Annotated in this window: 20 protein-coding genes; 11 read left to right on the top strand and 9 right to left on the bottom strand. The window is 71.2% G+C overall.

What is annotated here, in order from left to right; all coding sequences use genetic code 11:
* Nucleotides 1-567 precede the first annotated feature (567 nt).
* On the bottom strand, nt 568-1,929 hold the full coding sequence (locus ABD346_RS24510; RefSeq protein ID WP_114035578.1) for a glutamine synthetase family protein: 1,362 nt from the start codon (nt 1,927-1,929) through the stop codon (nt 568-570).
* Nucleotides 1,930-2,218: 289 nt separating this feature from the next.
* Between ABD346_RS24510 and ABD346_RS24505 the strand changes: the two genes are divergently transcribed.
* From ABD346_RS24505 to ABD346_RS24480, 6 genes are all read left to right on the top strand, one after another.
* Nucleotides 2,219-4,195, top strand: coding sequence for an APC family permease (locus ABD346_RS24505; protein ID WP_344377682.1), 1,977 nt, complete (start codon nt 2,219-2,221; stop codon nt 4,193-4,195).
* Between the two features lie 102 nt (nt 4,196-4,297).
* Entirely contained in the window at nt 4,298-4,696 is a 399-nt protein-coding gene (locus ABD346_RS24500; protein ID WP_344377680.1) for a hypothetical protein, read from the top strand.
* 69 nt (nt 4,697-4,765) lie between these two features.
* A complete protein-coding gene (locus tag ABD346_RS24495; protein ID WP_344377679.1) occupies nt 4,766-5,458 on the top strand; it encodes a thioredoxin-like domain-containing protein in 693 nt (230 codons plus the stop codon).
* Entirely contained in the window at nt 5,455-6,096 is a 642-nt protein-coding gene (locus tag ABD346_RS24490) for a DUF305 domain-containing protein (protein ID WP_381226590.1), read from the top strand. The genes ABD346_RS24495 and ABD346_RS24490 overlap by 4 nt, the downstream gene beginning before the upstream one ends.
* Nucleotides 6,097-6,246: 150 nt before the next feature.
* Entirely contained in the window at nt 6,247-8,205 is a 1,959-nt protein-coding gene (locus ABD346_RS24485; RefSeq protein WP_381226592.1) for a S53 family peptidase, read from the top strand.
* A gap of 372 nt (nt 8,206-8,577) precedes the next feature.
* Nucleotides 8,578-9,000: an NHL repeat-containing protein gene (locus ABD346_RS24480; protein ID WP_344377676.1), complete on the top strand. Its 423-nt coding sequence runs from the start codon at nt 8,578-8,580 to the stop codon at nt 8,998-9,000.
* 55 nt (nt 9,001-9,055) lie between these two features.
* Here the strand turns inward: ABD346_RS24480 and ABD346_RS24475 are convergent, their stop codons facing one another.
* The 4 genes from ABD346_RS24475 to gadC form a co-directional block, all read right to left on the bottom strand.
* Nucleotides 9,056-9,247, bottom strand: a complete 192-nt coding sequence (locus tag ABD346_RS24475) for an HNH endonuclease (protein ID WP_344377714.1) — start codon at nt 9,245-9,247, stop codon at nt 9,056-9,058.
* Between the two features lie 136 nt (nt 9,248-9,383).
* Complete coding sequence (locus ABD346_RS24470; RefSeq protein WP_344377675.1) at nt 9,384-10,229, bottom strand: alpha/beta fold hydrolase; 846 nt, start codon at nt 10,227-10,229, stop codon at nt 9,384-9,386.
* A complete protein-coding gene (locus ABD346_RS24465) occupies nt 10,217-10,906 on the bottom strand; it encodes a DUF998 domain-containing protein (protein ID WP_381226598.1) in 690 nt (229 codons plus the stop codon). The genes ABD346_RS24470 and ABD346_RS24465 overlap by 13 nt, the downstream gene beginning before the upstream one ends.
* Nucleotides 10,907-10,937: 31 nt before the next feature.
* Entirely contained in the window at nt 10,938-12,371 is a 1,434-nt protein-coding gene (gadC, locus tag ABD346_RS24460; protein ID WP_344377671.1) for a glutamate/gamma-aminobutyrate antiporter GadC, read from the bottom strand.
* 84 nt (nt 12,372-12,455) lie between these two features.
* Between gadC and ABD346_RS24455 the strand changes: the two genes are divergently transcribed.
* Both ABD346_RS24455 and ABD346_RS24450 read left to right on the top strand, forming a co-directional pair.
* Nucleotides 12,456-13,376 (top strand): DUF4190 domain-containing protein, encoded by a 921-nt coding sequence (locus ABD346_RS24455; protein WP_344377669.1) that lies wholly within the window; start codon nt 12,456-12,458, stop codon nt 13,374-13,376.
* Between the two features lie 129 nt (nt 13,377-13,505).
* The gene (locus tag ABD346_RS24450) at nt 13,506-15,257 is read left to right on the top strand and encodes an NAD+ synthase (RefSeq protein ID WP_344377668.1); all 1,752 of its coding nucleotides are present in this window, start codon (nt 13,506-13,508) and stop codon (nt 15,255-15,257) included.
* A 47-nt stretch (nt 15,258-15,304) separates the two neighbouring features.
* Here the strand turns inward: ABD346_RS24450 and ABD346_RS24445 are convergent, their stop codons facing one another.
* The 3 genes from ABD346_RS24445 to ABD346_RS24435 all read right to left on the bottom strand — a co-directional run bounded on the left by ABD346_RS24445 (nt 15,305) and on the right by ABD346_RS24435 (nt 18,794).
* Nucleotides 15,305-16,330: an endonuclease/exonuclease/phosphatase family protein gene (locus ABD346_RS24445; RefSeq protein WP_344377666.1), complete on the bottom strand. Its 1,026-nt coding sequence runs from the start codon at nt 16,328-16,330 to the stop codon at nt 15,305-15,307.
* A 183-nt stretch (nt 16,331-16,513) separates the two neighbouring features.
* On the bottom strand, nt 16,514-17,125 hold the full coding sequence (locus tag ABD346_RS24440; protein WP_344377713.1) for a TetR/AcrR family transcriptional regulator: 612 nt from the start codon (nt 17,123-17,125) through the stop codon (nt 16,514-16,516).
* Between the two features lie 61 nt (nt 17,126-17,186).
* Complete coding sequence (locus tag ABD346_RS24435; RefSeq protein ID WP_344377665.1) at nt 17,187-18,794, bottom strand: MFS transporter; 1,608 nt, start codon at nt 18,792-18,794, stop codon at nt 17,187-17,189.
* 199 nt (nt 18,795-18,993) lie between these two features.
* On the opposite strand from ABD346_RS24435, the gene panB reads away from it, so the two are divergent.
* The 3 genes from panB (at nt 18,994) to ABD346_RS24420 (ending at nt 21,909) form a co-directional block, all read left to right on the top strand.
* Entirely contained in the window at nt 18,994-19,866 is an 873-nt protein-coding gene (gene panB / locus ABD346_RS24430) for a 3-methyl-2-oxobutanoate hydroxymethyltransferase (protein ID WP_344377663.1), read from the top strand.
* Nucleotides 19,867-20,020: 154 nt separating this feature from the next.
* On the top strand, nt 20,021-21,058 hold the full coding sequence (locus ABD346_RS24425; protein WP_344377662.1) for an ATP-binding cassette domain-containing protein: 1,038 nt from the start codon (nt 20,021-20,023) through the stop codon (nt 21,056-21,058).
* The gene (locus tag ABD346_RS24420; protein WP_344377661.1) at nt 21,055-21,909 is read left to right on the top strand and encodes an ABC transporter permease; all 855 of its coding nucleotides are present in this window, start codon (nt 21,055-21,057) and stop codon (nt 21,907-21,909) included. Before ABD346_RS24425 ends, ABD346_RS24420 begins: the two co-directional genes overlap by 4 nt.
* A 13-nt stretch (nt 21,910-21,922) precedes the next feature.
* On the opposite strand, the gene ABD346_RS24415 is transcribed toward ABD346_RS24420, so the two are convergent.
* The gene (locus ABD346_RS24415; RefSeq protein WP_344377712.1) at nt 21,923-25,234 is read right to left on the bottom strand and encodes an AfsR/SARP family transcriptional regulator; all 3,312 of its coding nucleotides are present in this window, start codon (nt 25,232-25,234) and stop codon (nt 21,923-21,925) included.
* Nucleotides 25,235-25,239 lie beyond the last annotated feature (5 nt).

Raw genomic sequence — 25,239 nt, 5'->3', positions numbered from 1 at the left:
GCATAGCCTCAAAACGAGATCACCGAGTGGCCGTCGATACACCACTCCAGTGGACGTGACCCAACTGGCCCGGCTCGAACGGGCTGGCCCGGTTCACAACGAGCTGGTGTTGCGGGTCTTCAGCACGTCGGTCCGACGCAGGCAGACTGAGCGTAGGGCAGTCCTCAGGGCACATGCACGGGTATTTCCCACGAGGAGCGACACCGGGTGAGTGTCCAACTGAGTGACAACGCCGACGAACAGCGGCGAACAGACGCGAACGTCTGCGGACCGTCAGCGCACGTGAGAGGCATATCAGCCCAAGGCAACGCCCCCCTACAAGTTGCTTCGGGAGGAAGCGGTCATCGGTCAAGAGCTCACTGCCGCGCTTCTGCCCGCGCAGACTAGGAAGTCAGGACTGTCCGGGGCCGCCAGCCTCTACAGTCAACGCTAACGCTTGATTCGGCACCAGACCCGACGTCACACGGCCCACAGACGGCCCAGGGCTGACCGCACACTGAGGGACCGACGGTCAACGACCATCGGTCCCTCGTTTTCTGATGATGCGAAACCTACTCTGACCTGCCCCTACAGCACCGGCAGATTCTTCCGCAGCTCGAACGCGGTCACCTCGCTGCGGTACTCCTCCCACTCCTGCTTCTTGTTGCGCAGGAAGAAGTCGAAGACATGCTCGCCCAGCGTCTCCGCCACCAGTTCGCTGCGTTCCATCAGGGTGATGGCCTCGCCCAGGTTCTGCGGGAGGGGTTCGATGCCCATGGCTCGGCGTTCCGCGTCGGTGAGGGCCCAGACGTCGTCGTCCGCGCCTGCCGGGAGTTCGTAGCCTTCCTCGATGCCCTTGAGGCCTGCCGCGAGGAGGAGGGCGTAGGCGAGGTACGGGTTGCAGCCCGAGTCCAGGGAGCGGACCTCGATGCGGGACGAGCCGGTCTTGCCGGGCTTGTACATCGGGACGCGGATGAGGGCCGAGCGGTTGTTGTGGCCCCAGCAGATGTACGAGGGGGCCTCGCCGCCGGCGCCCGCCGTGCGCTCCGAGCCGCCCCAGATGCGCTTGTAGGAGTTGACCCACTGGTTGGTGACCGCGGCGATCTCGGCGGCGTGCTTCAGGAGGCCCGCGATGAAGGAGCGGCCGACCTTCGAGAGCTGGTACTCGGCGCCCGACTCGTAGAACGCGTTCCGGTCGCCCTCGAAGAGGGAGAGGTGGGTGTGCATGCCCGAGCCCGGGTACTCCGAGAACGGCTTCGGCATGAACGTGGCCTGGACGCCCTGTTCGAGCGCGACCTGCTTCATGACCAGGCGGAACGTCATGATGTTGTCCGCCGTGGAGAGCGCGTCGGCGTAGCGGAGGTCGATCTCCTGCTGGCCCGGCGCACCCTCGTGGTGGCTGAACTCGACCGAGATGCCCATCGATTCGAGCATGGTGATCGCCTGGCGGCGGAAGTCCATGCCGACGTTCTGCGGGGTGTGGTCGAAGTAGCCCGAGTTGTCGGCCGGGACCGGGCGCGTGCCGTCGAGCGGCTTGTCCTTGAGGAGGAAGAACTCGATCTCGGGGTGCGTGTAGAAGGTGAACCCGAGGTCGGACGTCTTGGCCAGGATGCGCTTGAGGACGAAGCGGGGGTCGGCGAAGGACGGGGAGCCGTCGGGCATCCGGATGTCGCAGAACATCCGCGCCGTGCCGGGAGCCTCCGCGCGCCAGGGCAGGATCTGGAAGGTGGACGGGTCCGGACGGGCGATCATGTCGGACTCGTAGACCCGGGCGAAGCCCTCGATGGCCGAGCCGTCGAAGCCGATTCCCTCGTCGAAGGCCTGCTCCAGCTCGGCCGGGGCGACCGCCACCGACTTGAGGAAGCCCAGCACATCGGTGAACCACAGGCGCACGAACCGGATGTCGCGCTCCTCGAGAGTCCGGAGCACGAACTCCTGCTGCTTGTCCATAGCCACATCCTTGCAGTTCAGACGGCCTGTGCACCATGACCCCGTCAAGGACGGGGACGCCGGGCGGATCCTCAGTATCGAGGCGCGGGATTACCTCCACATTACGCACCCGGTATGACCTACAGCACGTCCCCTCCCCGCGGGCGCCCCTGCGGGCTTCGTGCGTGACGATGTGGTGAATACTCGCTCCTCGTTGCCCGCGCAACAGCCCGGGGCAACAGCCCCGTACAACGGCCCGGCTCACCGGCCCGGCGCAACCGCTCGGCAGAACGGCATAGGAGAACCTCGCATGACCGGCACCCAGGTGGATCCTCCGGATACCGCCGTCGCACCCCTCGGCCGGCGCCGCTGGCGCGGCTGGCTGCTCGACGGGCTGAGCGAGCGCTCCGCCCGCCACCCCGGGCCGCACGGCACCCCGCCGGCCGAGCACAAGGGCCACCGCTGGTGGCGGGTCATGTGCCTGACCGGTGTCGACTACTTCTCGACGCTCGGCTACCAGCCAGGCATCGCGGCGCTCGCCGCCGGGCTGCTCTCGCCGCTGGCGACCCTTGTGCTGATCGCGCTGACGCTCGGCGGCGCGCTGCCGGTGTACCGGCGGGTCGCGAAGGAGTCGCCGAACGGCGAGGGCTCGATCGCCATGCTGGAGCGGCTGCTGCCCTGGTGGGCGGGGAAGATCTTCGTCCTGGTGCTGCTCGGCTTCGCCGCCACCGACTTCATGATCACGATCACCCTTTCGGCCGCGGACGCCTCGGCGCACGTCGTGGAGAATCCTTTCGCCCCCGGCTTCCTGCACGGCTCGAACCTCTGGATCACGCTGGCCCTCGTGGCCGCGCTCGGCGCGGTCTTCCTCAAGGGGTTCAAGGAGGCCATCGGCATCGCGGTGGCGCTCGTCGGGGTCTATCTTGCGCTGAACCTCGTGGTCCTCTCCACCGCCGTCTGGAAGATCGCCACCGAGCCGGTCGTCATCGGCAACTGGTGGGACGCGATGACCGCCGAGCACTCCTCGCCGCTCGCGATGATCGGCGTCTCGCTGCTCGTCTTCCCGAAGCTCGCCCTCGGCATGTCCGGGTTCGAGACGGGCGTGGCGGTCATGCCGCAGATCCAGGGCGACGCATCGGACACGTACGACAAGCCCCTCGGCCGGGTGCGTGACACCCGGAAGCTGCTGACCACGGCCGCGCTCATCATGAGCGGCTTCCTGCTTGTCTCCAGCCTGGCGACGACCATCCTGATCCCGGAGTCCGAGTTCAAGGCCGGGGGCGGTGCCAACGGACGCGCGCTGGCCTATCTCGCCCACCAGCGCCTCGGCGAGGGCTTCGGGACGGTGTACGACATCTCGACGATCGCCATCCTCTGGTTCGCCGGGGCCTCGGCGACCGCGGGCCTGCTCAACCTCGTACCGCGCTATCTGCCGCGGTACGGGATGGCGCCCGAGTGGACGCGTGCGGTGCGGCCGCTGGTCCTGATCTTCATGGCGATCGCCTTCTTCATCACCTGGTGGTTCGACGCCGACGTCGACGCGCAGAGCGGCGCGTATGCCACCGGTGTGCTGGTCCTGATGCTGTCGGCCTCGTTCGCCTCGACGGTCGCCGTGCACCGGCGCGGCAAGCGGGCCGCCGCCCTCGGCTTCGGTGTGGTCACCGCGGTCTTCGCGTACACGCTGGTCACGAACGTGATCGAGCGGCCGGACGGCATCAAGATCGCGCTGCTCTTCATCGTGGGCATCGTGGTGTCGTCGTTCGCCTCGCGGGTGCACCGCGCCTTCGAACTGCGGGCTACGGCCGTCACCTTCGACGCGTGCGCCGCCCGGTTCGTCGACGAGGCGGCGAAGAGCGGGCCGCTGCGGATCATCGCCAACGAGCCGCAGGAGCACTCGACGCGGGAGTACCGCGCCAAGGAGTACAGCCAGCGCGAGGAGACCCACATCCCGGACGGGCGGCCGGTGCTGTTCCTGGAGGTGTTCATCCAGAACTCCTCCGACTTCACCACCGAGCTCACCGTCCACGGCGACGAGAAGCACGGGGTGCGCCGGCTGCGCGTCGAGGGCGCGGTCGTGCCCAACACCATCGCCGCCGTGATGATGGAGCTGCGCGACCGCACGGGCGAGGTGCCGCACGCCTACTTCAACTGGACCGAGGGCCACCCGCTCAGCCATCTGCTGCGCTTCCTGGTGTTCGGCGACGGCGAGGTCGCCCCGGTCACCCGTGAGGTGCTGCGCCGGGCCGAGCCCGATCTGCGCCGCCGGCCACGGGTCCACGTGGGCTGAGTCTCCCCGCCGTACGAGCGTGCTCTTTCGCGCCCGCTGTTTTCGGCCGGTACGGCACCCGGCCTGCCGTGAGCCGCACTCCCTCCCCTACCATCTGCGCCCATGGGGGGAGTGCGGCTCACGCGCATCACGCGTCCCGTGGCGCTGCTGAGCGCCATGGCGACGCTGCTCGCCGCACTCTTCGTCTGCCTCGCGGCGGGCGGCGGCGAGAACCCGGCCCGCCTCCCCCAAGCTCTCGACTTCGTTCGAGCAGGGGGGACCCCCATCGGGCCGCCGGCCGACGGGTCCGCCCAGTACGTCTGCCCGTACGACCAGGGCGACTGCGGGCTCTTCCCGCACACCGGCCCGGCCGTGCTCACCACGGCCCCGACGGACGCGCCGGTCCCGGCCGCGGCCCATGCCCTACGCCCGGTGCCGCCCCGCGCGGGCACCGCTCCCGTACGGTTCGGGCCCCGGCCGCGCGCGCCCGACCTGCACGTCCTTCAGGTGCTGCGGACCTAGAGGGCCCCGCGGCCGCACTCGGCTGCTCCTGCCCTCAACTCCCCATTCCCAGAAGGACGTCACGGACACATGGCCATTCAGGACGACCCCAACACCTCACGCAGAGCGCGCATGGAGGAGCTCCGCCGCATCGAGCAGACCCGGCAGCGGCGCGGCAGGATCGTGGTGATCTCCTCGGTCACCGCCGCCGTCGTCGCGGTCGCGGGCCTGGTCGGATTCGGCGTGTACGAGTTCGGCACGTCGAGCGACAGCGGCAGCAAGGACGGCCGGACCCGGACCGAGGCCCAGGCGCAGGGCGGCGCCGACTCCAAGGGGCCCATCGCGGGCGAGAAGGACTGGGATCCCAAGAAGCTGACCCGCAATCACGTGACCACCAAGGTGAATTACCCGATGAAGCCTCCGGTGGGCGGCGACCACGACCAGGTGTGGATGAACTGCGGGGGCGACGTCTACTCCCAGCAGGTCCCGGACATGAACGCCGTGCACTCCCTGGAACATGGCGCGGTGTGGGTGACGTACACCGGCAAGGCGTCCGCCGCCGATGTGAAGAAGCTCGCCGACAAGGTGTCGAAGACGCCGTACTCGCTGATGAGCCCGTACAAGGACCAGGCCGGGACGATCATGCTGAGCGCCTGGGGCAAGCAGGTCACCGTGAGCGGCGCGGACGATCCCCGGGTGAACCAGTTCTTCAGCAAGTACGTGCAGGGCCCGCAGACGCCCGAGCCCGGTGCGCCGTGCACGGGCGGGCTGGGCGAGCAGTGATCCGCCGCTACTGGGGGCTCGCCGCCGCGCTCGCCCTCGCGATGGTGTTCGCGGCGGCCGCAGTCCTCGTATCCTCCGGGGGCAGCAGGGCCACCGCCGAGGCCAACTCCCGTACGCCTACGGCGACTTCGGCCGATGCCGGGTTCGCTCGGGACATGTCGACGCACCACCAGCAGGCGGTGGAGATGTCGTTCATCGTGCGCGACCGCACCTCGGACGAGGAGGTGCGGCGCCTCGCGTACGACATCGCCAACACGCAGGCCAACCAGCGGGGCATGATGCTCGGCTGGCTGGACCTGTGGGGGCTGCCGAAGAACGAGGCGTCCCAGCTGCCGATGGCGTGGATGGGCATGGGCATGCAGCCGGGCGCCGACGGCGCGCTGATGCCGGGCATGGCCACCAACGCCGAGCTGGACAGGCTGCGGGGGCTCAGCGGCAAGGCCGCGGAGGTGCTCTACCTCCAGCTGATGACCGAGCACCACAAGGGCGGCATCCACATGGCGCAGGGATGTGTCGAGCGCTGCACGGTGGCGCCGGAGAAGCGGCTGGCGCAGGGCATGGTGGACTCGCAGCAGTCGGAAATCGACCTGATGGCACAAATGCTGAAGAAAAGGGGCGCCACGGAACGTACCGGCTGACGCATCAACTGACCGCGGGTAAACGCTCTTTGGCGTTTCTTGGCGATCACATGCCCCCCGCATGAACCGTTCCTGACAAGAGTGACGCATTACATGCGCGCATCAGACAGCGCGTGTACAGCATGCGAAGAACCTCACGCAGGGGGTTACATGAGAACCAGCCGCGCCAGGCGGCGCGCCGGTGTGAGCATGGCAGCGACACTGCCTCTGCTCGCCGGCGCGCTCGCCCTCGGCATACCGTCCGCCCAGGCGGCCGACCCGGTCCCGAGCGGACGGGCGGCCCTCGCGGGCACCCAGCCCGTCTGGGCCACCGGCTCCGCCGACCAGGGCGCCACCGCCGCGTCGACCAAGGTCAACGCCCGGGTGTACCTCGCCGGGCGGGACGCGAAGGGCCTCGACGCGTACGCCGCGGCGGTGTCCGACCCGCAGTCGGCGTCGTACGGCAAGTACCTCAGCGCCGCTCAGGCGCAGCAGCGCTTCGGCGCGACCCAGGAGCAGATCGACGCGGTCACCAAGTGGCTGAAGTCGTCCGGACTGACCATCACGGGCTCCACCCAGCACTACATATCGGTGTCCGGTGACGTTGCGGCGGCGGAGAAGGCATTCGCCACGCAGCTGCGCAACTACCGCAAGGACAACCGGACTTACCACGCCCCGTCCAAGGCCGCCTCCGCGCCGAACGCGCTCGCGGGCGCCGTTCTGACGGTGACCGGCCTGGACAACGCGCCGCACCAGTCGACGCACGAGGACACCCTGCCGGGGCCGGGCGCCGGCTTCCGCAACGCGGGTCCGTTCTCCAGCTACTACGGCCAGAACATCGCCAAGACGCTGCCGGACGCCTACGGCACCAAGGTTCCGTACGCCGTGCACGGCTACACCGGCAAGCAGCTGCGGGCCGCGTACGGCGCGGGCAAGTACACCGGCAAGGGCGTGACCGTCGCGATCACCGACGCGTACGCCTCGCCGACCATGGCCTCGGACGCGGCGACGTACGCCAAGCGCAACGGTGACGCGGCCTACAAGAAGGGCCAGTACACCGAGGTCCTCCCGGCGGCCTACAACAGCGTGGACGACTGCAAGGCGTCCGGCTGGTACGGCGAGGAGTCCCTGGACGTCGAGGCCGTGCACGCGGTCGCGCCCGACGCGAACATCGTGTACGTGGGCGGCGCGTCCTGCAACGACCCGGATCTGCTCGACGCCCTCAACAAGGTCGTCGACAAGCGCCTCGCCGACATCGTCTCCAACTCGTGGGGCGACATCGAGGCCAACGAGACCCCGGACATCGCGGCGGCGTACGACCAGACGTTCAAGCTCGGCGCGATCGAGGGCATCGGCTTCTACTTCTCCTCCGGCGACAACGGCGACGAGGTCGCCAACACCGGCAAGAAGCAGGTCGACACCCCGGCCAACTCGGCGTGGGTGACGGCGGTCGGCGGCACCTCGCTGGCGGTCGGCAAGAACGACAAGTACCAGTTCGAGACGGGCTGGGGCACCGAGAAGGCCGCGCTGTCCGCGGACGGCAAGAGCTGGACGAACTTCCCCGGCGCCTACACCAGCGGTGCGGGCGGCGGCACCAGCTCGACCGTGAAGCAGCCGTTCTACCAGCACGGCATCGTGCCGGACTCGCTCGCGAAGGCGAACGGCGCGACGCGCATGCGCACCGTGCCGGACATCGCCGCCGTGGCCGACCCCAACACCGGCTTCCTGGTGGGCCAGACGCAGACCTGGCCCGACAAGTCGGTGAAGTACGACGAGTACCGCATCGGCGGCACCTCGCTCGCCGCCCCGGTCACCGCGGGCATCCAGGCGCTGGCCCAGCAGGCCCAGCACTTCCCGATCGGGTTCGCGAACCCGTCGATCTACGCGCGGTTCGGCTCGCCGCTCTTCCACGACGTGACGGACCACCCGCTGGGTGCGAAGCGTGACCTCGCGGTCGCGCGTGTCGACTTCGCGAACAGCGTGGACGCGTCGGGCGGCCTGCTGACGTCGGTCCGATCCCTCGGCAAGGACAGCTCGCTGTCCGCGACGCGCGGTTACGACGACGTGACGGGCGTGGGCTCGCCCGCCCCCGGCTACGTGGCGTCGTACGGGTTCCCGTTCCGGCGGTGAATCGATGCCGGGCATCCCGGCGCCCTGGTGAGTAACCCGGTGACCCGGGTTACCCTCCCCGCCCCCGGTTGCGCGCTCCGCGTGCGGCTGGGGGCGGGGCTTTTCCGTTTTCCCCGCCCCGCTACGAGCCGTCCAGCACCCGTAGCGGGGCGGTGCCGTGCGCCTCTCGCGGCGCCCATCTCTGGTCAGCTCGGGGCACCCGGGGACAGGGCACGGGGAGGCGGGGTTTTCGGGGCAGGGGGGATCACCTCCGGTGGGGTGGGGTGCCGCCGACTTCCGTGCTGCTGGCTGGAATCCGCCTGGTTCGCCGTGATCGCGCCATGCAAGGATCGGCGACAGAAAGTAGGCGATCGACTACAGAGGGGTGGACTCATGTCCGACGGGCAGGCAGCGCCGGAAGACAGCAGCCTTGTGATCATTCCGCCGCAGGAGAGCGGGCTGACCATCCTCCAGGCGGAGGAGGTCGAGCCCGGGGAGGTAAGCACGCTGGGCCTGCACTACCGGGACGGTGTCCCCGTGCTGGTCGGGGCAGAAGGAGGCGCATTCCCTGCCGTGATCCAACTGATCGACGGCAGCGGCAACATTCTCGCCGCCTACACCGCGAACCAGGTACAGCCCAAGAGGCTCGATGTCACCAGCGGCGATATCACCACAGTTTCGGGCGTCGGCGTGGCCGGATTCTCTGGAGACGCTGGTCCTGCGATGTCCGCCCGGCTCTACTACCCGCAGGGTGTGGAGGTTGGCCAGGGGGGCGACGTCTACATCGCCGACTCGAGCAACCACCGCGTGCGCTGACCCGCACCCCCTCGCCCCGGAACCTGCGCCGACGCTGTGCCGGGGCGGAGCCATGTCACGCCGCAACACGTCCGGCTCCGAACTCCGTTGCCGTCTTGAGGTGGTGGCACCCGTGGCACAGCACGTGCACATTGCTGTCCATGTCTTCGCCACCGAGGGACAGCGGGCACACATGGTCCAGGTCCACCCCGGAGGCAGGGAAGCCCGCTGGGCACCAGCCGCACCACGTCTTGCCCCGTTCCTGCACTCGCCGGCGGAGCAGAGCCGCAGGGGGTGGTGAGGTGGTGGACACAGCCCTCAAATCTTCGGGAAGGGGTGGGGTGGGGGTTTCGGGGTCTGGGGCGGAGCCCCAGGTCACGGCTTCCGGGGCGCAGGCAGACCGTTCACCCCCGGCGGGTTTCGGGAAGGGGCGGGGTGGGGGGAATCGCCCCCGCCACCGCCCCCGGCCGGTCCAGCATCACCAAGTGGCCCGCCCCGTCCGCCACGTGGAAGCTCGCTCCCAGCGCCGCCGCCAAGCCGCGCTGTCGGTCGATCCAGGGCCCGCCTCCCGCACCGCCCGCCAGTACCGTCACCGGGGCCGCCGGAAGCGGCAACCGGCGGCGCAGCACAAGGAGTTCCGCTGCCATCGCCCCGTACCGCGCGTTCTCCAGGATCATTCCGCGCAGCACCCGCGAGGTGCCGTAGCAGCGGCGTACCAAGGCGCGCGGGGCCGGATCGCCACCCCCCGTGCGGGACGCGCGGACCGTGGCCCGGCGGACCGCGGGGCCGAGCGCGGCGGGCACCCCCGCGCCGCACAGCACCGCCCCCACCGCCTGCGCGAAAGCGAGCCGCAGCCCCGGGGCGGCCGGAGGGCGCGCGGCCTCCTCGATGCTGGAGTCGACCAGGACGAGCCCCGCCGTACGGGACGGGTACAGCCGCGCGAAGGCCTCCGCATGGAACCCGGCGATGGAGTGGCCGACCACCGTCACGGGCCCGGCCGCGCCCAGCGCGTCGAGGAGCCCCGCGATCCGGTGTGCCTCCCCCGCGGCGGTCGGCGGCACCACGGCCGGCCCGGAGAGACCGTGCCCGGGCCGGTCGAAGCGTACGACCGTGTGGTCCGGGGTGAGCAGCGGGACCACCGGGTCCCAGTCGAACCAGCTCATGCCGAGCCCCGCGCTGAGCACCACGAGCGGCCCGGCCCCCTCGACGACCACGTGGTGCGCGACTCCGCCGACCCTCACGAACGCCATGCCCGCCTCTCCCTCCCCACCGAAACCGCCAACGCCCCCAGCCAAACCGCCACCACCAGGACCTGAAGCCGCTGGCCCGCCCCGAGGGCCCAGGTGCCGCGGCCCGCCTGGAAGGCCGCCACCGATGCCAACGTCCAGGCCGTGGCCGCCAGTTCAAGGACCACCAGCACCGGGCCGAGGCGTACGCCGAGCAGCGGCCACCAGCCGTAGCGGCGGGCGGCGACCGTCAGGGCCACCACGCCCGTCAGCGCCCCCACCATCGCGAGGCTGCTGCTCACCGCGTGCGCGGTGTGCGTCGCCGGGACCAGGCCCGCTGTTTCGCGGGCCGCGCACACCGGGTCGGCGGTCGGGGCGCAGCTCAGCGGGAGGCGGGAGTCGACCGCCGTGGCCGCGCCGAACAGCGCGAGGCCCGACCAGCCCGCCAGCGACCAGCGCCGTCGGTCGCAGCGCCAGAGCGCGCACGCCGCGGCGGCCAGGACCAGGAGCCCCGCCGTCAGGTCGGTGGCGCGGAAGAGGCCGCCCAGCGGCTGGTCGGCCGCGGCGAGTTCACTCACGTACGCCTGGATCGGATCGAGGCCGGTCTGGAAGACGAGTTCGAGCACCCAGGCCGTGTAGGCGAGGGCGCCGAGCGCGAGCAGGACGGCCACGGGCCGGGTTCGCACACCACTGCGGGACATAGTGGGGCCAATGTTACGGGGGTGGCCGCGGTTACTGATGGTCCGGATGCACCCAGCTCGGCTTGCGGAACTTCAGGAAGGCCAGCGGCGCGAGGAGGCCGAGCACGAGCAGCCCGCCGCCGACGATCAGCAGATAGCGCCAGAGCGGCTGGTTGCCGAACTGGTCCGGCGGGACGAACCCGATGAACAGCGCGGCCACCGACGCCACGAACCCGGTGCCGGCGACCCACGCGACCGCCGGGACCCGGAACCCCCGCTCCACCTCGGGCCGGGTCCTGCGCAGCCTGACCACCGCCACGAACATCAGCAGATAGGCGATCAGATAGATCTGGACGGTGATGACGGAGAACATCCAGTACGCGCTCGACACGTCGCCGCTGAACGCGTACAGGATGCCGATCAGGGTGGTGACGACGCCCTGCGCGACCATGATGTTCCGCGGCGTGCCGTACTTGTTCAGCCTCTGGAACACCGGCGGCAGATAGCCCTCCTGACGGGACAGCAGCACCAGGCCCTTGGCCGGTCCCGCGAGCCAGGTCAGCATGCCGCCGAGCGCGGCCGCCACCAGCATCACGCCGACCACCTTGGTCATCCAGCCGATGTGGAAGTGGTCGAAGAACGCCTGGAAGGCCTGCATCAGACCGGCGGTGAGGCTGAGCTGCGACGACGGCATCACCCAGGAGATGGCCAGGGCCGGAAAGATGAAGATCAGCAGCACCAGGCCGGTCGCCAGGAACATGGACTTCGGGTACTCGCGCCCGGGGTCGCGCAGCGAGGACACATGGACGCCGTTCATCTCCATGCCCGCGTACGACAGGAAGTTGTTGACGATCAGGACCAGGCTGGCGAGCCCGGTCCACGGCGGCAGCCAGTGCGAGGCGCTCATCGGCGCCGCCGACGGGTTGCCCTGCCCGAGGAAGACGAAGCCGAGGGCCACCAGGACCACGCCCGGGACGAGCGTGCCGATGACGAGCCCCATGGAGCTGAGTCCCGCGACCGTCTTCGTGCCGCGCGACGAGATCCACACGCCGGTCCAGTAGATGACCACGATCACGACGGCGACGTACGGCCCGTTCTCGGCCAGCCTCGGGTCGATGACGTACGCGAAGGTCGAGGCGACGTACGCGAGCAGGCTCGGGTAGTACGCGATCGTCATGGCGAACTGGCACCAGACCGCGAGGAACCCGAGCGGTTTGCCCAGCGCCTCGCTCACCCAGCGGTAGATGCCGCCGGTCCAGCCGGAGGCGAGTTCGGCGCCGACCAGCGCGGTCGGGAGCAGGAAGACGAGGGCCGGCAGGAGGTAGAGGAAAATCGCGGCGAGGCCGTAGATGGCCATGGAAGGGGAGGGGCGCAGGCTCGCGACGGATGCCGTCGTCATCAGGCCCAGCGTCACCCAGGAGACGAACTGCCGTTTTGTCCCTTCGTCCGCGACGAGTTCTTCATCGGAGGCATCCGTGGTCGTCATGCGCCCATCCTCGGCTCGGCGGCGGGGTCGCGCACGTCGGGCCGTAGGGTGATCCGAAAAAATGGATCACCGAAGGACTCCCCCATGACCGTGCCCGTCAACTCCCCCGGCCAGCCGCAGTGGGGGCCGCCGCCACCCGGTCGCCCGGGTCCTCCGCAGGCCCCCGCACAGCAGGCCCGTAACGGTCTCGGCGCCGCCTCGCTGGTCCTCGGCGTCGTCGGGGTGGGCTTCGGCCTCGTGCCCTTCCTGTTCTGGCTCTCGGGCACGCTCGGGGTCCTCGCCGTGGTCCTCGGGCTCGCCGGGCACCGCCGGGCGCGCAGAAGAGGGGCCACCAACAAGGGTGTGGCGCTGGCCGGGAGCGTCCTCGGCGGCATCGCGACCGTGCTCGGGATCGTCGGCCTTCTGCTCACCGCGGTGTTCGTGAAGGACGCCGCCAAGAGCCCGGGCGGCACCATACCCAAGGCGCCGCCGGGCGCCGCCTCGTCCTCCGCGCCCAGCCCGAATCCGGCGCCGAGCGCCCCGCCCGCCCGGAAGCCGCAGCCGTTCGGGGCGACGCACGCCTACCCGGACGGCGTGAAGGTCACCGTCTCCAAGCCGGCCCCGTACACCCCGGACGCGTCCGCGTCGGGCCACCGCAAGGGCAACCGGGCGCTCCGCTTCACCGTCACCCTCGTGAACGACAGCGCCGAGTCGATCGACATCACGTCGGCGGTGCCGACCGTGCGCGGCGCGGACGGTATCGAGGCCGAGGCGATATACGACGACGAGCACGCGACGAGCATGTTCGCGGGCGCCCTGGAGCCGGGCGGCCGCGCCACGGGCAAGTTCGCCTTCTCCGTGCCCCCGGAGTCCAGGACCGTGGACTTCCAGATCGGGCCGCAGACCCTGAAGTACGACGAGACGGTGTGGAGCGGACCGGTCGGCACCGGTACCGGCCCAGGTACGGGAACGGGCCCAGGCGCCGGAAGCGGCACCGACAGCGACCCGAGCCCGGTCACCGACTGACCCTGCCGCCGGAGGGCCGCCGGAGAGCCACCGGCCGCCGCTGCGCCAGGCCCGCGGGGCGCCCGAACGGGCGCCCCGTATCGCCGCTCACCACCCCATCGCGTCGCATTGACGATTACACTGGGCCGCGTGCCTCAACTACGTCTCGCCCTGAATCAGATCGACTCGACCGTCGGGGACATCTCCGGCAACACCGAGGCGATCGTGCACTGGACACGGCACTCCGCCGAGCAGGGGGCGCACCTCGTCGCGTTCCCCGAGATGATGCTGACCGGCTACCCCGTCGAGGACCTGGCCCTCAGATCGTCCTTCGTCGAGGCGTCCCGGCAGGCACTCGCCGCGCTCGCGGCGCGCCTGGAGCGGGAGGGCTTCGGGGAGATCCCCGTGGTCGTCGGGTACCTGGACCGCTCCCCCGGCGCCGGGTACCGGCTCGGCCGGCCGGCGGGCGCCCCGCAGAACGCGGCGGCGGTGCTGCACGGCGGCCGGGTGGTGCTGGCCTTTGCCAAGCACCATCTGCCCAACTACGGCGTGTTCGACGAGTTCCGCTACTTCGTGCCGGGCGACACCCTGCCCGTCGTGCGGGTGCGCGGCATCGACGTGGCCCTCGCCATCTGCGAGGACCTGTGGCAGGACGGCGGCCGCGTCCCGGCCACCCGCTCGGCGGGCGCGGGCCTGCTGATCTCCATCAACGCCTCGCCGTACGAGCAGAACAAGGACGACTCCCGCCTCGACCTGGTCCGCAAGCGCGCCCAGGAGGCCGGCTGCACGCTCGCGTACGTGGCGACCATCGGAGGCCAGGACGAGCTGGTCTTCGACGGCGACTCGATCGTCGTGGACGCGGGCGGCGAAGTCGTGGCGCGCGCCCCGCAGTTCAGCGAGGGCTCGGTCATCCTCGACCTGGAGCTCCCGGCCGCGGGCCCGGCGCCGTCCGGCGTGGTCGACGACGGCCTGCGCATCGACCACGTGGTGGTCTCCGAGGAGCCGGTCCCGGCGTACGAGCCGGAGCTCACCGGCGGTTACGCCGAGCGGCTCGACGACGACGAGGAGGTCTACTCGGCGCTGGTCGTGGGTCTGCGCGCGTACGCCGCGAAGAACGGCTTCCGGTCCGTCCTGATCGGCCTGTCCGGCGGCATCGACTCGGCGCTGGTCGCCGCGATCGCCTGCGACGCGCTGGGCGCGGCCAACGTGTACGGCGTGTCGATGCCGTCGAAGTACTCCTCGGAGCACTCCCGGGGCGACGCGGCCGAACTGGCCCGGCGTACCGGGCTGAACTTCCGCACCGTCCCCATTGAGCCGATGTTCGACGCCTACATGGGCTCGCTCGGCCTCACCGGGCTCGCCGAGGAGAACCTCCAGTCGCGGCTGCGCGGCACGATGCTGATGGCGCTCTCCAACCAGGAGGGCCACATCGTGCTCGCCCCGGGCAACAAGTCCGAGCTGGCAGTGGGCTATTCGACCCTGTACGGCGACTCGGTGGGCGCGTACGGGCCGATCAAGGACGTCTACAAGACCGCGGTGTTCCGGCTCGCCGAGTGGCGCAACCGGGCGGCGGCCGAGCGCGGCCAGACGCCGCCGATCCCGGAGAACTCCATCACCAAGCCCCCCAGCGCCGAACTCCGCCCCGGCCAGGTCGACACCGACTCGCTGCCCGACTACCCGGTCCTGGACGCGATCCTGGCGTTGTACGTCGACCGGGACCAGGGCGCCGACGCGATCGTGGCGGCCGGGTACGACGCGGAGCTCGTGGGCAGGACGCTGCGGATGGTGGACACGGCGGAGTACAAGCGGCGGCAGTATCCGCCGGGGACGAAGATCTCGGCGAAGGGTTTCGGCAAGGACCGCCGCCTGCCCATCACCAACCGCTGGCGCGAGTTGGGGTGAGCCTCCCCGGGCCGAGCCCTGGGCCCCGCTTCTTGGGTCGCCCAGGGCTACACCTGCAAGCGGGCCGCGATCGGCAGATGGTCGCTCTTCGTTTCCGGGAGGGTCCACGACGACTTCGGCTCAAGGCCCTTGACCATGATCTGGTCGATGCGTGCCATCGGGAACGCGGCGGGCCACGTGAAGCCGAAGCCGTCGCCCGCGGCGCCCTGCGTGGAGCGCATCTGGGCGGTGATGTTGTTCAGGGAGCGGTCGTTCATCGTGCCGTTCAGGTCGCCGAGCAGGACCACCTTCTTGACGGGCTCGGCGGAGATCGCCTCGCCCAGCGTGTAGGCGCTGTTGTCGCGCTGGTTGGCGGTGAACCCGGCGTTCAGCTTGACCCGTACCGAAGGCATGTGGGCGACGTACACGGCGACATCGCCGGCCGGGGTCTTCACCGTCGAGCGCATCGCGCGCGTCCAGCCCATCTTGATGTCGACGGGCCTGCTGTCGCTGAGCTCGTACTTGGACCAGAGGCCCACCGTGCCCTGCACCGAGTGGTACGGGTAGATGTCGGCCAGCGCCTTCTTGTACGTCTCGACCTTGTCGCCCGGGATCTCCTCCAGGGCGAGCACCTGCGCACCGGAGGCCGCGACCTGGCGGGCGGTGCCGGCCGGGTCGGGGTTGTCCGCGTTCACGTTGTGGGTGGCCACGACCAGGTTGCCGCCGGAGCCCTGCTTGTCGGTGAGGAGGAGGCCGCCGAACACGTTGAACCAGACGATCACCGGGAGCAGCAGCGCGATCAGCGCGGTCGCCGAGCGGCGCCACAGCGCGAGCCCGAGGAGGACCGGCAGGAACACGCCGAGCCACGGCAGGAACGTTTCCGAGAGCGAGCCGAGGTTGCCCACCGAGTTGGGGATCCGGGCGTGCAGGATCATCACGAGCGCGATCACGACGGCGAGCCCCGCGAGGACCAGGCCGCGGCGCCAGATGCCCGGATCGCCGCGCCAGCCGTCGGCCAGGCGGCGGAACCGGGACCCGGTGCGCTCGCCCTCCGCGCTTCCGTCGCCCGTCTCCGTCATGTACGCCCGCGCCATACCGCTGTCCTCACTGCTGTTTTCCGCACATCGTCCCCGCCGTTCGACCCTAGGCGAAAACGGGTGGGATTCCCTGCCGCCGTACCTCGCGTACGGCATCCGTACGCCCCGCAGGACGACCGGGCGCGGCGGCGGGTTCCGTGTCGGGGCCCGGCACGGGCCCCTGTGACACAACGCGCATATTCAGCGGGGCGGGCGCAGCCCTTCGAGGACGGCGTCCACGATGCGCTCGGCGAGTTCGGGCCCGGGCAGTTCGCCGCCGGGCCGCATCATGGTGCGCACCAGCATCGGGGCGACGAAGAGGTCGGCGGCCATGTCCAGGTCGATCCCGGCGCGGAGTTCGCCGTTCTCGACGCCCCGCCGCAGCACCTCGTCGAGGAGCTCACGGCGGGGGTCGATGACCAGGCTGTGGTACTTCGACCAGAGCTTGGGATAGCTCTGCATCTGCGCGAAGACGTTGTGCAGAAGGGCGGAGGACTGCTTGGCGACGCTGCGTTGACGCACGTTCTCCACCATGCAGACGAGGTCGTCGCGCAGGGAGTGGCCGGGCAGCGGCGGGGCCGGCGACTCCATGGACTGGACGACCTCGACGTACAGCTCCTCCTTGCCGGCCCAGCGCCGGTAGATGGTGGCCTTGCCGACGCCCGCGGTGCGGGCGATGCGTTCGATGGAGAGGTCGGCGAGCGGGACGCCCTCCTCAAGCAGCTTGATCACGGCTTCCAGGATCTGGCGTTCGGCGGCTTCGGAGCGGGGCCGCCCGCGCCGTTGTTCGCCGGCCTTGCACTGCTTGTCCATCAGGGTCACGCCCGCTCCGCTTCTTCTCACCGACCCGCCGATTGTCCCGAAGGTCCGTCCCCTAGCTGCGGGCGGCCTCGGCGGGGCGGTCCTCCGCCCTGGGCGCCGGGGCCGCGGGCGGCTTCCCGGGCAGGAACAGGGCGACGACCACCGCGCCGAGCAGGGCCACGCCGGACGAGGCGAGGGCCGTGATGTGCATGGCGTGGATGAAGGCGTCGTTGGCCGGGGCGATGAGGGCCTTGCCCGCGGGGCCCATCCGCTCGGCGATGCCGAGGGTCGCCTCGATGGACTCGCCGGCCGCCTTGCGCGCCCCTTCGGGGACCGCGCCGAGGTGGCCCTCGATGTCACCGCGGTAGACGGTGGAGAGCACCGAGCCGAGCACGGCGACGCCGAGCGCGCCGCCGACCTGGCGGAAGGTGTTGTTGACGGCCGAGCCCGAACCGGCCTTCTCGCGCGGCAGCGACTGCATGATCGAGACGGTGACGGGCGGCATGATGTGCGCCATTCCGGCGCCCTGGATGAAGAAGACGACCTCCATGACCCAGATCGGCGTGTTCACGTCGAACAGGCCGAAGGCCGCGAGGCCGATCGCCACCAGGATCAGTCCGGCGGTGCAGACGGCCCGGGCGCCGAACCGGTCGACGACCAGCCGGGCCCGCGGCGCGAAGATCATCTGGGCGGCGGCCAGCGGCAGGATGAGCAGGCCGGACTGGAGAGCGCTGTAGCCGCGCACGCTCTGCATGTAGAAGACCGAGAAGAAGGTCACGCCCATCAGCGCGAAGAAGGTCAGCGCGATGGCGACGACGGCGGCCGAGAAGGCGGGCTTCTTGAAGTAGTCGATGTCGATCGCGGGGTGGTCGACACGCTTCTCGTACAGGACGAAGCCGACCAGGACCGCGACACCGGCGAGGGTCGTGGCGAGGACCGTCGTGTCGGTGAAGTCGGCCAGCTGGCCGCCGTGGATGATGCCGTACACCAGCAGGACGAGGCCCACGACGGACAGGAGCACGCCCACCGGGTCGAGCCTGCCGGGGTTGGGGTCCTTGGAGTCCGGTACGAGGAGGACCATCGCGATCAGGGCGATGATCACGACCGGCACGTTGACCAGGAAGACCGAGCCCCACCAGAAGTGCTGGAGCAGCACGCCGCCGGTGATCGGGCCGATCGCGATGGCGAGGCCGACGCCGCCGGCCCAGATGCCGATCGCCTTGGGCTGCTCCTCGCGCTCGAAGACGTTCATGAGGACGGCGAGGGTGGCGGGCATCACGAAGGCGCCGCCGAGGCCCATCAGGGCGCGGAACGCGATGAGCTGGTCCGGCGAGGTCGAGAACGCGGCGAGCACCGAGCCGAGGCCGAAGACCGTGATGCCGAAGAGCAGGATCTTCTTGCGGCCGAGCCGGTCGCCGAGGAGGCCGGAGGTGAAGAGCAGCCCGGCGAAGACGAGGGTGTAGGCGTTGATCGCCCACTCCAGCTCGCTCTGGGTGGCGCCGAGGCCGGTGGGGGCGGGGCTGGCGATCGTCTTGACGGCGACGTTCAGGATCGAGTTGTCCAGGACGACGATCAGCAGGCTGAGCATCAGGACGGCGAGGATCGCCCAGCGTCGGCGGTGGACGGCTTCGGGTATCCGAGGTGCGGCCGGGGCGCCGGACGCGGCAGGCGTGGTTGACATGCCGTCCAGCCTAGAGCCATTTCGATACGAGACCGTCTCGTATAGCAAGGTCTTTACTTTTCGGACACCGGTTCGTGTTTCCGGCCCGGTGCGCCGTCCCGTGCCACCCACTTCCCGGCACAGGGCACGGGATGCCACCATGGATGTGGTCCGGAGACGCCGTAAGGGCGCTTCGAGATGACGAACAGGAGCCGTTGCGATGACGCAACAACTTCAGGCTGCCCCCAAGGCGCCCGACAGCAGCAATCCCAAGGCGCTGTACGGAGGCAAGGGCACCCGGCGCATCACCGTGCACGACATCGCCGCCGCCAAGGCGCGCGGCGAGAAGTGGCCCATGCTCACCGCCTACGACGCGATGACCGCGTCCGTCTTCGACGAGGCCGGGATCCCGGTGCTGCTCGTCGGCGACTCGATGGGCAACTGCCACCTCGGTTACGAGACGACCGTCCCGGTCACCATGGACGAGATCACCCTGCTCTCCGCCGCCGTCGTACGGGGCAGCTCGCGCGCCCTCGTCGTCGCGGACCTGCCCTTCGGCTCGTACCAGGAGGGCCCGGTGCAGGCGCTCCGCAGCGCCATGCGCCTGGTGAAGGACGCGGGCGTCGGCGCCGTCAAGCTGGAGGGCGGCGAGCGCAGCCACGAGCAGATCCGGCTGCTCGTCGACTCGGGCATCCCGGTCATGGGCCACATCGGCCTCACCCCGCAGTCCGTGAACACGCTGGGCTACCGGGTGCAGGGCCGCGGCGACGAGGCGGCGCACCAGCTGCTGCGCGACGCCAAGGCCGTGCAGGACGCGGGGGCCTTCGCGATCGTCCTGGAGCTGGTCCCGGCCGAGCTCGCCGCCGAGGTCACCCGCACGCTGCACATCCCGACCGTCGGCATCGGCGCGGGCGCGGAGTGCGACGCGCAGGTGCTCGTCTACACCGACATGGTGGGCCTGACCGCCGGAAAGGCCCCCCGCTTCAGCAAGCAGTACGTGAACCTGCGCGAGTCCCTCGGGGACGCCGCGAAGGCGTTCGCCGGGGAGGTCGTCGGCGGGGCGTTCCCGGCCGAGGAGCACACCTTCCACTAGCCACTGCGGTCACGACGACAGTCCGCCGACTTCCCCCATCGGCGGGCTGTCCGTCGTCTGTGGGCCCGGTTGTCCACAGGGCCGCAGGCGGTTGTCCCCGGGCTGTCGGTGCTCTGTCGGTGGAATGTCGGTGGCGGCTGGCACCTTGGTGGACATGACGCGAATCGACAAGAAGCCCATGAACAGCGGGGCCGGTGCTGCCGCCGGCACCGCCGTCTCCGTACGGGGGCTGGTGAAGCACTTCGGCGACACCAAGGCGCTGGACGGCGTCGACCTGGACGTCCGCGAAGGCACCGTGCTCGGTGTCCTCGGACCGAACGGCGCCGGCAAGACCACCCTCGTACGCTGCCTGTCCACCCTGCTCGTGCCGGACTCCGGCAGCGCGACCGTGGCCGGTTTCGACGTGGTGAAGCAGCCCCGCCAGCTGCGCCGCACCATCGGCCTGACCGGGCAGTACGCCTCGGTCGACGAGAAGCTCTCCGGCCGCGAGAACCTGTACATGATCGGCCGGCTGCTCGACCTGTCCCGCAAGGACTCGCGGGCCCGCGCGGACGAGCTCCTGGAGCGCTTCTCGCTCACGGACGCCGCCAAGCGCCCCGCGATGACGTACTCGGGCGGCATGCGGCGCCGGCTCGACCTGGCCGCCTCCATGATCGGCCACCCGGCCGTGCTCTACCTGGACGAGCCGACCACGGGCCTGGACCCGCGCACCCGCAACGAGGTGTGGGACGAGGTGCGCCGGATGGTCGCCGAGGGCGCCACCGTGCTGCTGACCACGCAGTACATGGAGGAGGCCGAGCAGCTGGCGAGCGAGCTCACCGTCATCGACCACGGCAAGGTCATCGCCAACGGCGGGGTCGACGAGCTGAAGGCGAAGGTCGGCGGCCGCACCCTGCAGATCCGGCCCACCGACCCGGACCAGCTGGGCGCGATGGCGCGGGCCGTCACCGAGGCGGGCCTGGACGGCGTCTTGGGCACCCAGGTCGTCCCCGACGAGGGCGTGCTCAATGTGCCGATCCTCAGCGACGAGCAACTGACCGCCGTCGTCGGCCTGTTGGGGGCGCGCGGCTACGGCATCGCCCACATAGGCACCCATCTGCCCAGCCTGGACGAGGTGTTCCTGGCCATCACCGGCCAGAAGAGCAGCGCCGCCCAGGACACCACCCGTGAGACCGAGGAGGTCGCGGCATGAGCACCACCACCACTGTCGAAGCGCCTGTCCAGCAGACCCCTTCGCGCCCGCGGCAGGCCGCCGGGTCCGACGACGTACGCATCGGGCTGCGGGCGAACCTGCGCCACATCGGCGCCCTGGCGCGCCGCAACATGCTCCAGATCAAGGCCGACCCGGAGTCGATGTTCGACGCCGTCCTGATGCCGATCATCTTCATCCTGCTGTTCGTGTACGTCTTCGGCGGCGCGATGTTCGGCAGCGGCAACCAGGAGGCGTACGTCAACTACCTGGTGCCCGGCCTGATGGCGATGATGGGCCTGAACATCGCGATGGCGGTCGGCACCGGCGTCAACGACGACTTCAAGAAGGGCGTGATGGACCGCTTCCGGACGATGCCCATCGCGCGGTCGTCCGTCCTGATCGCCAAGATGCTCGTCGAGGTCGGCCGCATGCTGGTCGCCACCACGATCCTGCTGATCATGGGCTTCATCCTGGGCCTCAGCATCAGCACCTCGGTCTGGGGCCTGCTCGCGGCGGTCGGTCTGTCGCTGGTGTTCGGCGCGTCCCTCATGTGGATCTTCATCCTGCTCGGACTCACCATGAAGACGGCCCAGGCCGTCCAGGGAGTGGCCATGCTCGTGCTGATGCCGCTGCAGTTCGGTTCGTCCATCTTCGCCAAGCCGACCACGATGCCGGGCTGGTTGCAGTCCTTCACCGACTACAACCCGCTGTCCAACCTCGCGGACGCGGCCCGCGGCCTGATGACCGGCGGCCCGGTCGCCCACTCCGCGCTGATGACGCTTGCCTGGTCGGTCGGCATCACGGCGGTGATGGCCCCGCTGGCGGTCGCCAAGTTCCGCAAGCGCACCTGAGCCTGACGGCACGTCACTTCTTGCGATCGCGTCGCACGAGGGCGGTGGCCTCCTCCACGGAGAGGCCGCCGCCCTCGGCGTACCCGGCCTCGTACGCGGCCTCGTCCAGCAGGGCGCGGGCGGCCCGCTCGGCCTCGGCCCGCTGCTCCACCTGCAGGGGCGCCAGGAAGTGGCCGACCGGGAGCAGCGCGTCGTGCGCGCCGACGAGGCGGGCCGCGTCCTCGCCGTTGCCGCGGCCGCCGTGTCCGGCGATCGCGCAGGACGCGGTGAGCATGTGGACGGCGATCATCTCGGGCGCGACCATCCGCGAGAGCGGCCCCTGGGCCCGGTCCAGCGCGACCAGGGCGCCCGCGAGCCCGTCGGCGTACCGGCCCTGCACGTTGTCCAGCCAGGCCCGCACGCCCAGGACGAACCCCTCGAACAGGACGAGGTTGGCGGAGCTGAACTCCCTGAGCATCACCTCGACCTGCTCGCGCGCCTCGTCGATCCGGCCGGTGCGGCCGAGCCACATGGTGAGGAAGAGCCGGGCCGCGGGCCGTGCCTCGACGCCCTCCCGGTTCCCGTCGGCGAGGATCTCGCGCAGCATGGCCTCGCCGCGCTCGCCCTCCCCCATCTCCAGGAGGACCGAGGCGAGCCGCGCCTTGAGGAGGGTCACCTGGGCCTGGGCGCCGAGCTGCTCGGCGTGGCGCAGGGCGGCCGTGAAGTCCTCGGCGGCCCGGCCGAAGTCGCCCCGCTTCTCGCGCGCCTCGCCCCTGGCACCCAGTGCCTCGGCCGAGCCCCAGGCGTCCCCGAGGCGCTGGAAGAGCAGGAGGCTGGCGTCGGCGTCGGCGGTCGCGTCACCGGCCCACTCGGTCCGGTTGGCCAGGACGTTGGCGCGCATCTGGAGGGCGGCGGCCAGCTCCCACTCGTAGCCGAGCTCCTCGGTGGCCTCGACGGTCGCGTCGAGGACCTCCTTCAGCCGGGCCTGGTCGCCGGTGAGCACCACGGGGAAGAACCAGAGCGAGCCCGGCATCCGGCAGGTCTGCGGCAGGCCGGGGCGGTAGGCGGAGACGATCGCGCGGAGCCGTTCGGCGGCCTGCGGCGTCGTCCACTGGTCCATCTCGTGGTCCATGGCGGCCAGTTGGACGAGCCGCACGCCGCGCCGGGCTTCCTGGAGCACCTCGGGGTCGAGCGGCGGCGGGGCGTCCGTGCACTGGACGTAGACCGGCGGCGCGGGTGTCACGGGCGGCGCGAACGGGTCGGGACCGAGAGCCGCCGCCTCCTGCGCCCAGTGGCGCGACTCGGCACGCAGATCGCGCATCTGCCAGTACCAGAGCAGGGCGTGCACCAGGCAGAGCGCCTCCTCCTCGTCGCGCAGCGCGACGGAGCGGCGCAGCGCGGTGCGCAGGTTCTCGTACTCGCGCTCGAAGGCGTCGATCGCTCCCCGCTGTCCGGGGCCGCGCAGGCCGACGTCGGTGCGGCGGGCGAATTCGCGGTAGTACGTGAGGTGCCGGCGCTCGGCGGCGCCGCGGTCCCCGGCGGCCTCAAGCCGCTCCGTCGCGTACTCGGCGACGGTTTCGAGCAGCCGGTAGCGCATCTCGCCGGTATCGTCGGGCGCGGCCACGACGAGCGACTTGTCGACCAGCGAGCCGAGCACGGCGGGCACGTCCGGGGCGTCGAGGCCGTCGCCCTCGGCGCACACCGCCTCGGCCGCCGCCAGGTCGCAGCCGCCCGCGAAGACGGCGAGGCGGCCGAGCACCGCGCGTTCGGGCGCCTCCAGGAGGTCCCAGGACCAGTCGACGACGGCCCGCAGGGTCTGCTGCCTCGGCAGCACCGTACGGCTGCCGCTGGTGAGCAGGCGGAAGCGGTCGTCGAGCCGGTCCGCGATCTGACGAGGCGTCAGCATGCGGAGGCGGGCGGCGGCCAGCTCGATGGCGAGCGGAAGTCCGTCCAGGCGGCGGCAGATCTCGGCGGCGGCGTCCGGATCGTCCTCGACACGGAAGCCGGGCCGGGCGGCGGCTCCCCGCTCGGCGAGCAGCCGCAGCGCGAACGGCGCGGGCAGCGGCTCGACGGGACGCACCAACTCCCCCGGCACGCCCAGCGGTTCACGGCTGGTGGCGAGGACGACCAGGTGCGGGCAGCGGGCCAGGAGGTACTCGGCGAGTTCGGCGGCGGCGCCGATCACGTGCTCGCAGTTGTCCAGGAGCAGCAGCATGCGGCGCGGCCCGCAGTGCTCGGCGAGCCGGACCAGCGGGTCGTCCGCGTGCCGGTCGGCGGCCCGCAGCTCCTCGGCGCCCGCCGAGTGCAGCACCGTCTTGCGGGCGCCGACGGCGGTGAGGACGGCGGCGGGCACCCCGGCCGGGTCGTCCACGGGCGCGAGTTCGGCCAGCCACACCCCGTCCGGCCAGCAGGCCGCGGCGCCCTCGGCGGCCTCCTGCGAGAGCCGGGTCTTGCCGGCCCCACCGGGCCCGAGCAGGGTGACGAGGCGTGCGGATTCGAGGTCGCCGCGGATGTCCGCGAGTTCGGCCTCGCGCCCGACGAAGGAGGTGAGCCGGGCCCGCAGATTGCCGTGCACCGCGGCGGCCGCGGGGACGGCCGCCGGGGCGGGAGCGGCCGCCGGGTTCAGCAACTCGGCGTGGATGGCGCGGAGTTCCGGCCCGGGATCGGCGCCGAGCTCCTCGGCGAGCGTGGTGCGCACACCCTCGTACGCGGCGAGCGCCTCGGCGGGGCGGCCCGCGGCCCGCAGCGCCCGGATGCGCAGGACGTGCAGCGGCTCGTCGAGCGGGTGGCTCGCGCACAGCGCGGCGAGCTCGGCCAGCGTCTCCCCGGCCCGGCCGAGCGCGAGGGCGGCGGCGAGCCGCAGCCGCCGGGCATCCAGCCTGCGGGCCTCGGCGCGGGAGGCGAGGGCGCCGGGGTCGGGCAGGTCGGCGAGCGCCGGTCCCGCCCAGAGCGCGATCGCGTCGTCGAGCAGCGTCACGGCCTTCGCCGGGTCGCCCTCCTCCAGGGCGCGGGCGCCGTCGGCGGTGAGCCGCTCGAAGCGGTGCAGGTCGACGGCGTCGGACTCGGCGGCCAGCCCGTATCCGCCGCCGTCCGCGGAGAAGACCGCGTCGTGGCCGAGCACCCGGCGCAGCCGGCCGACCAGCGCCTGGAGCGCGGCCGGGGCGTCGGCGGGCGGTTCGTCGCCCCACACCTCGCCGACGAGGACGCCCACCGGGGCGGCCCGGCCCGGCCGCAGCGCGAGCACCGTCAGGAGCGCGCGCAGCCGCGCACCGCCGAGGGCGACGGGACTGCCGTCGAGGTGGTGGACCTGGGTGTTGCCGAGAATCCGGTAGCGCACGCCCCCCATTCTCG

The organism is Streptomyces mauvecolor (genome assembly GCF_039532965.1).
GTDB classification, from domain to species: Bacteria; Actinomycetota; Actinomycetes; order Streptomycetales; family Streptomycetaceae; genus Streptomyces; species Streptomyces violascens.
This window is presented reverse-complemented; position numbering and strand designations above follow the sequence as displayed.

What these genes read in the sequence shown, in the direction of transcription:
- ABD346_RS24420 (WP_344377661.1), top strand. Translation starts at nt 21,055, where the DNA reads ATGAGCACCACCACCACTGTCGAAGCGCCTGTCCAGCAGACCCCTTCG.
- ABD346_RS24445 (WP_344377666.1), bottom strand. Translation starts at nt 16,330, where the DNA reads ATGGCGCGGGCGTACATGACGGAGACGGGCGACGGAAGCGCGGAGGGC.
- ABD346_RS24505 (WP_344377682.1), top strand. Translation starts at nt 2,219, where the DNA reads ATGACCGGCACCCAGGTGGATCCTCCGGATACCGCCGTCGCACCCCTC.
- ABD346_RS24495 (WP_344377679.1), top strand. Translation starts at nt 4,766, where the DNA reads ATGGCCATTCAGGACGACCCCAACACCTCACGCAGAGCGCGCATGGAG.
- ABD346_RS24415 (WP_344377712.1), bottom strand. Translation starts at nt 25,234, where the DNA reads ATGGGGGGCGTGCGCTACCGGATTCTCGGCAACACCCAGGTCCACCAC.
- ABD346_RS24510 (WP_114035578.1), bottom strand. Translation starts at nt 1,929, where the DNA reads ATGGACAAGCAGCAGGAGTTCGTGCTCCGGACTCTCGAGGAGCGCGAC.
- ABD346_RS24440 (WP_344377713.1), bottom strand. Translation starts at nt 17,125, where the DNA reads ATGGACAAGCAGTGCAAGGCCGGCGAACAACGGCGCGGGCGGCCCCGC.
- ABD346_RS24465 (WP_381226598.1), bottom strand. Translation starts at nt 10,906, where the DNA reads ATGTCCCGCAGTGGTGTGCGAACCCGGCCCGTGGCCGTCCTGCTCGCG.
- ABD346_RS24480 (WP_344377676.1), top strand. Translation starts at nt 8,578, where the DNA reads ATGTCCGACGGGCAGGCAGCGCCGGAAGACAGCAGCCTTGTGATCATT.
- ABD346_RS24425 (WP_344377662.1), top strand. Translation starts at nt 20,021, where the DNA reads ATGACGCGAATCGACAAGAAGCCCATGAACAGCGGGGCCGGTGCTGCC.
- ABD346_RS24470 (WP_344377675.1), bottom strand. Translation starts at nt 10,229, where the DNA reads ATGGCGTTCGTGAGGGTCGGCGGAGTCGCGCACCACGTGGTCGTCGAG.
- ABD346_RS24455 (WP_344377669.1), top strand. Translation starts at nt 12,456, where the DNA reads ATGACCGTGCCCGTCAACTCCCCCGGCCAGCCGCAGTGGGGGCCGCCG.
- ABD346_RS24435 (WP_344377665.1), bottom strand. Translation starts at nt 18,794, where the DNA reads ATGTCAACCACGCCTGCCGCGTCCGGCGCCCCGGCCGCACCTCGGATA.
- gadC (WP_344377671.1), bottom strand. Translation starts at nt 12,371, where the DNA reads ATGACGACCACGGATGCCTCCGATGAAGAACTCGTCGCGGACGAAGGG.
- panB (WP_344377663.1), top strand. Translation starts at nt 18,994, where the DNA reads ATGACGCAACAACTTCAGGCTGCCCCCAAGGCGCCCGACAGCAGCAAT.
- ABD346_RS24485 (WP_381226592.1), top strand. Translation starts at nt 6,247, where the DNA reads ATGAGAACCAGCCGCGCCAGGCGGCGCGCCGGTGTGAGCATGGCAGCG.
- ABD346_RS24500 (WP_344377680.1), top strand. Translation starts at nt 4,298, where the DNA reads ATGGGGGGAGTGCGGCTCACGCGCATCACGCGTCCCGTGGCGCTGCTG.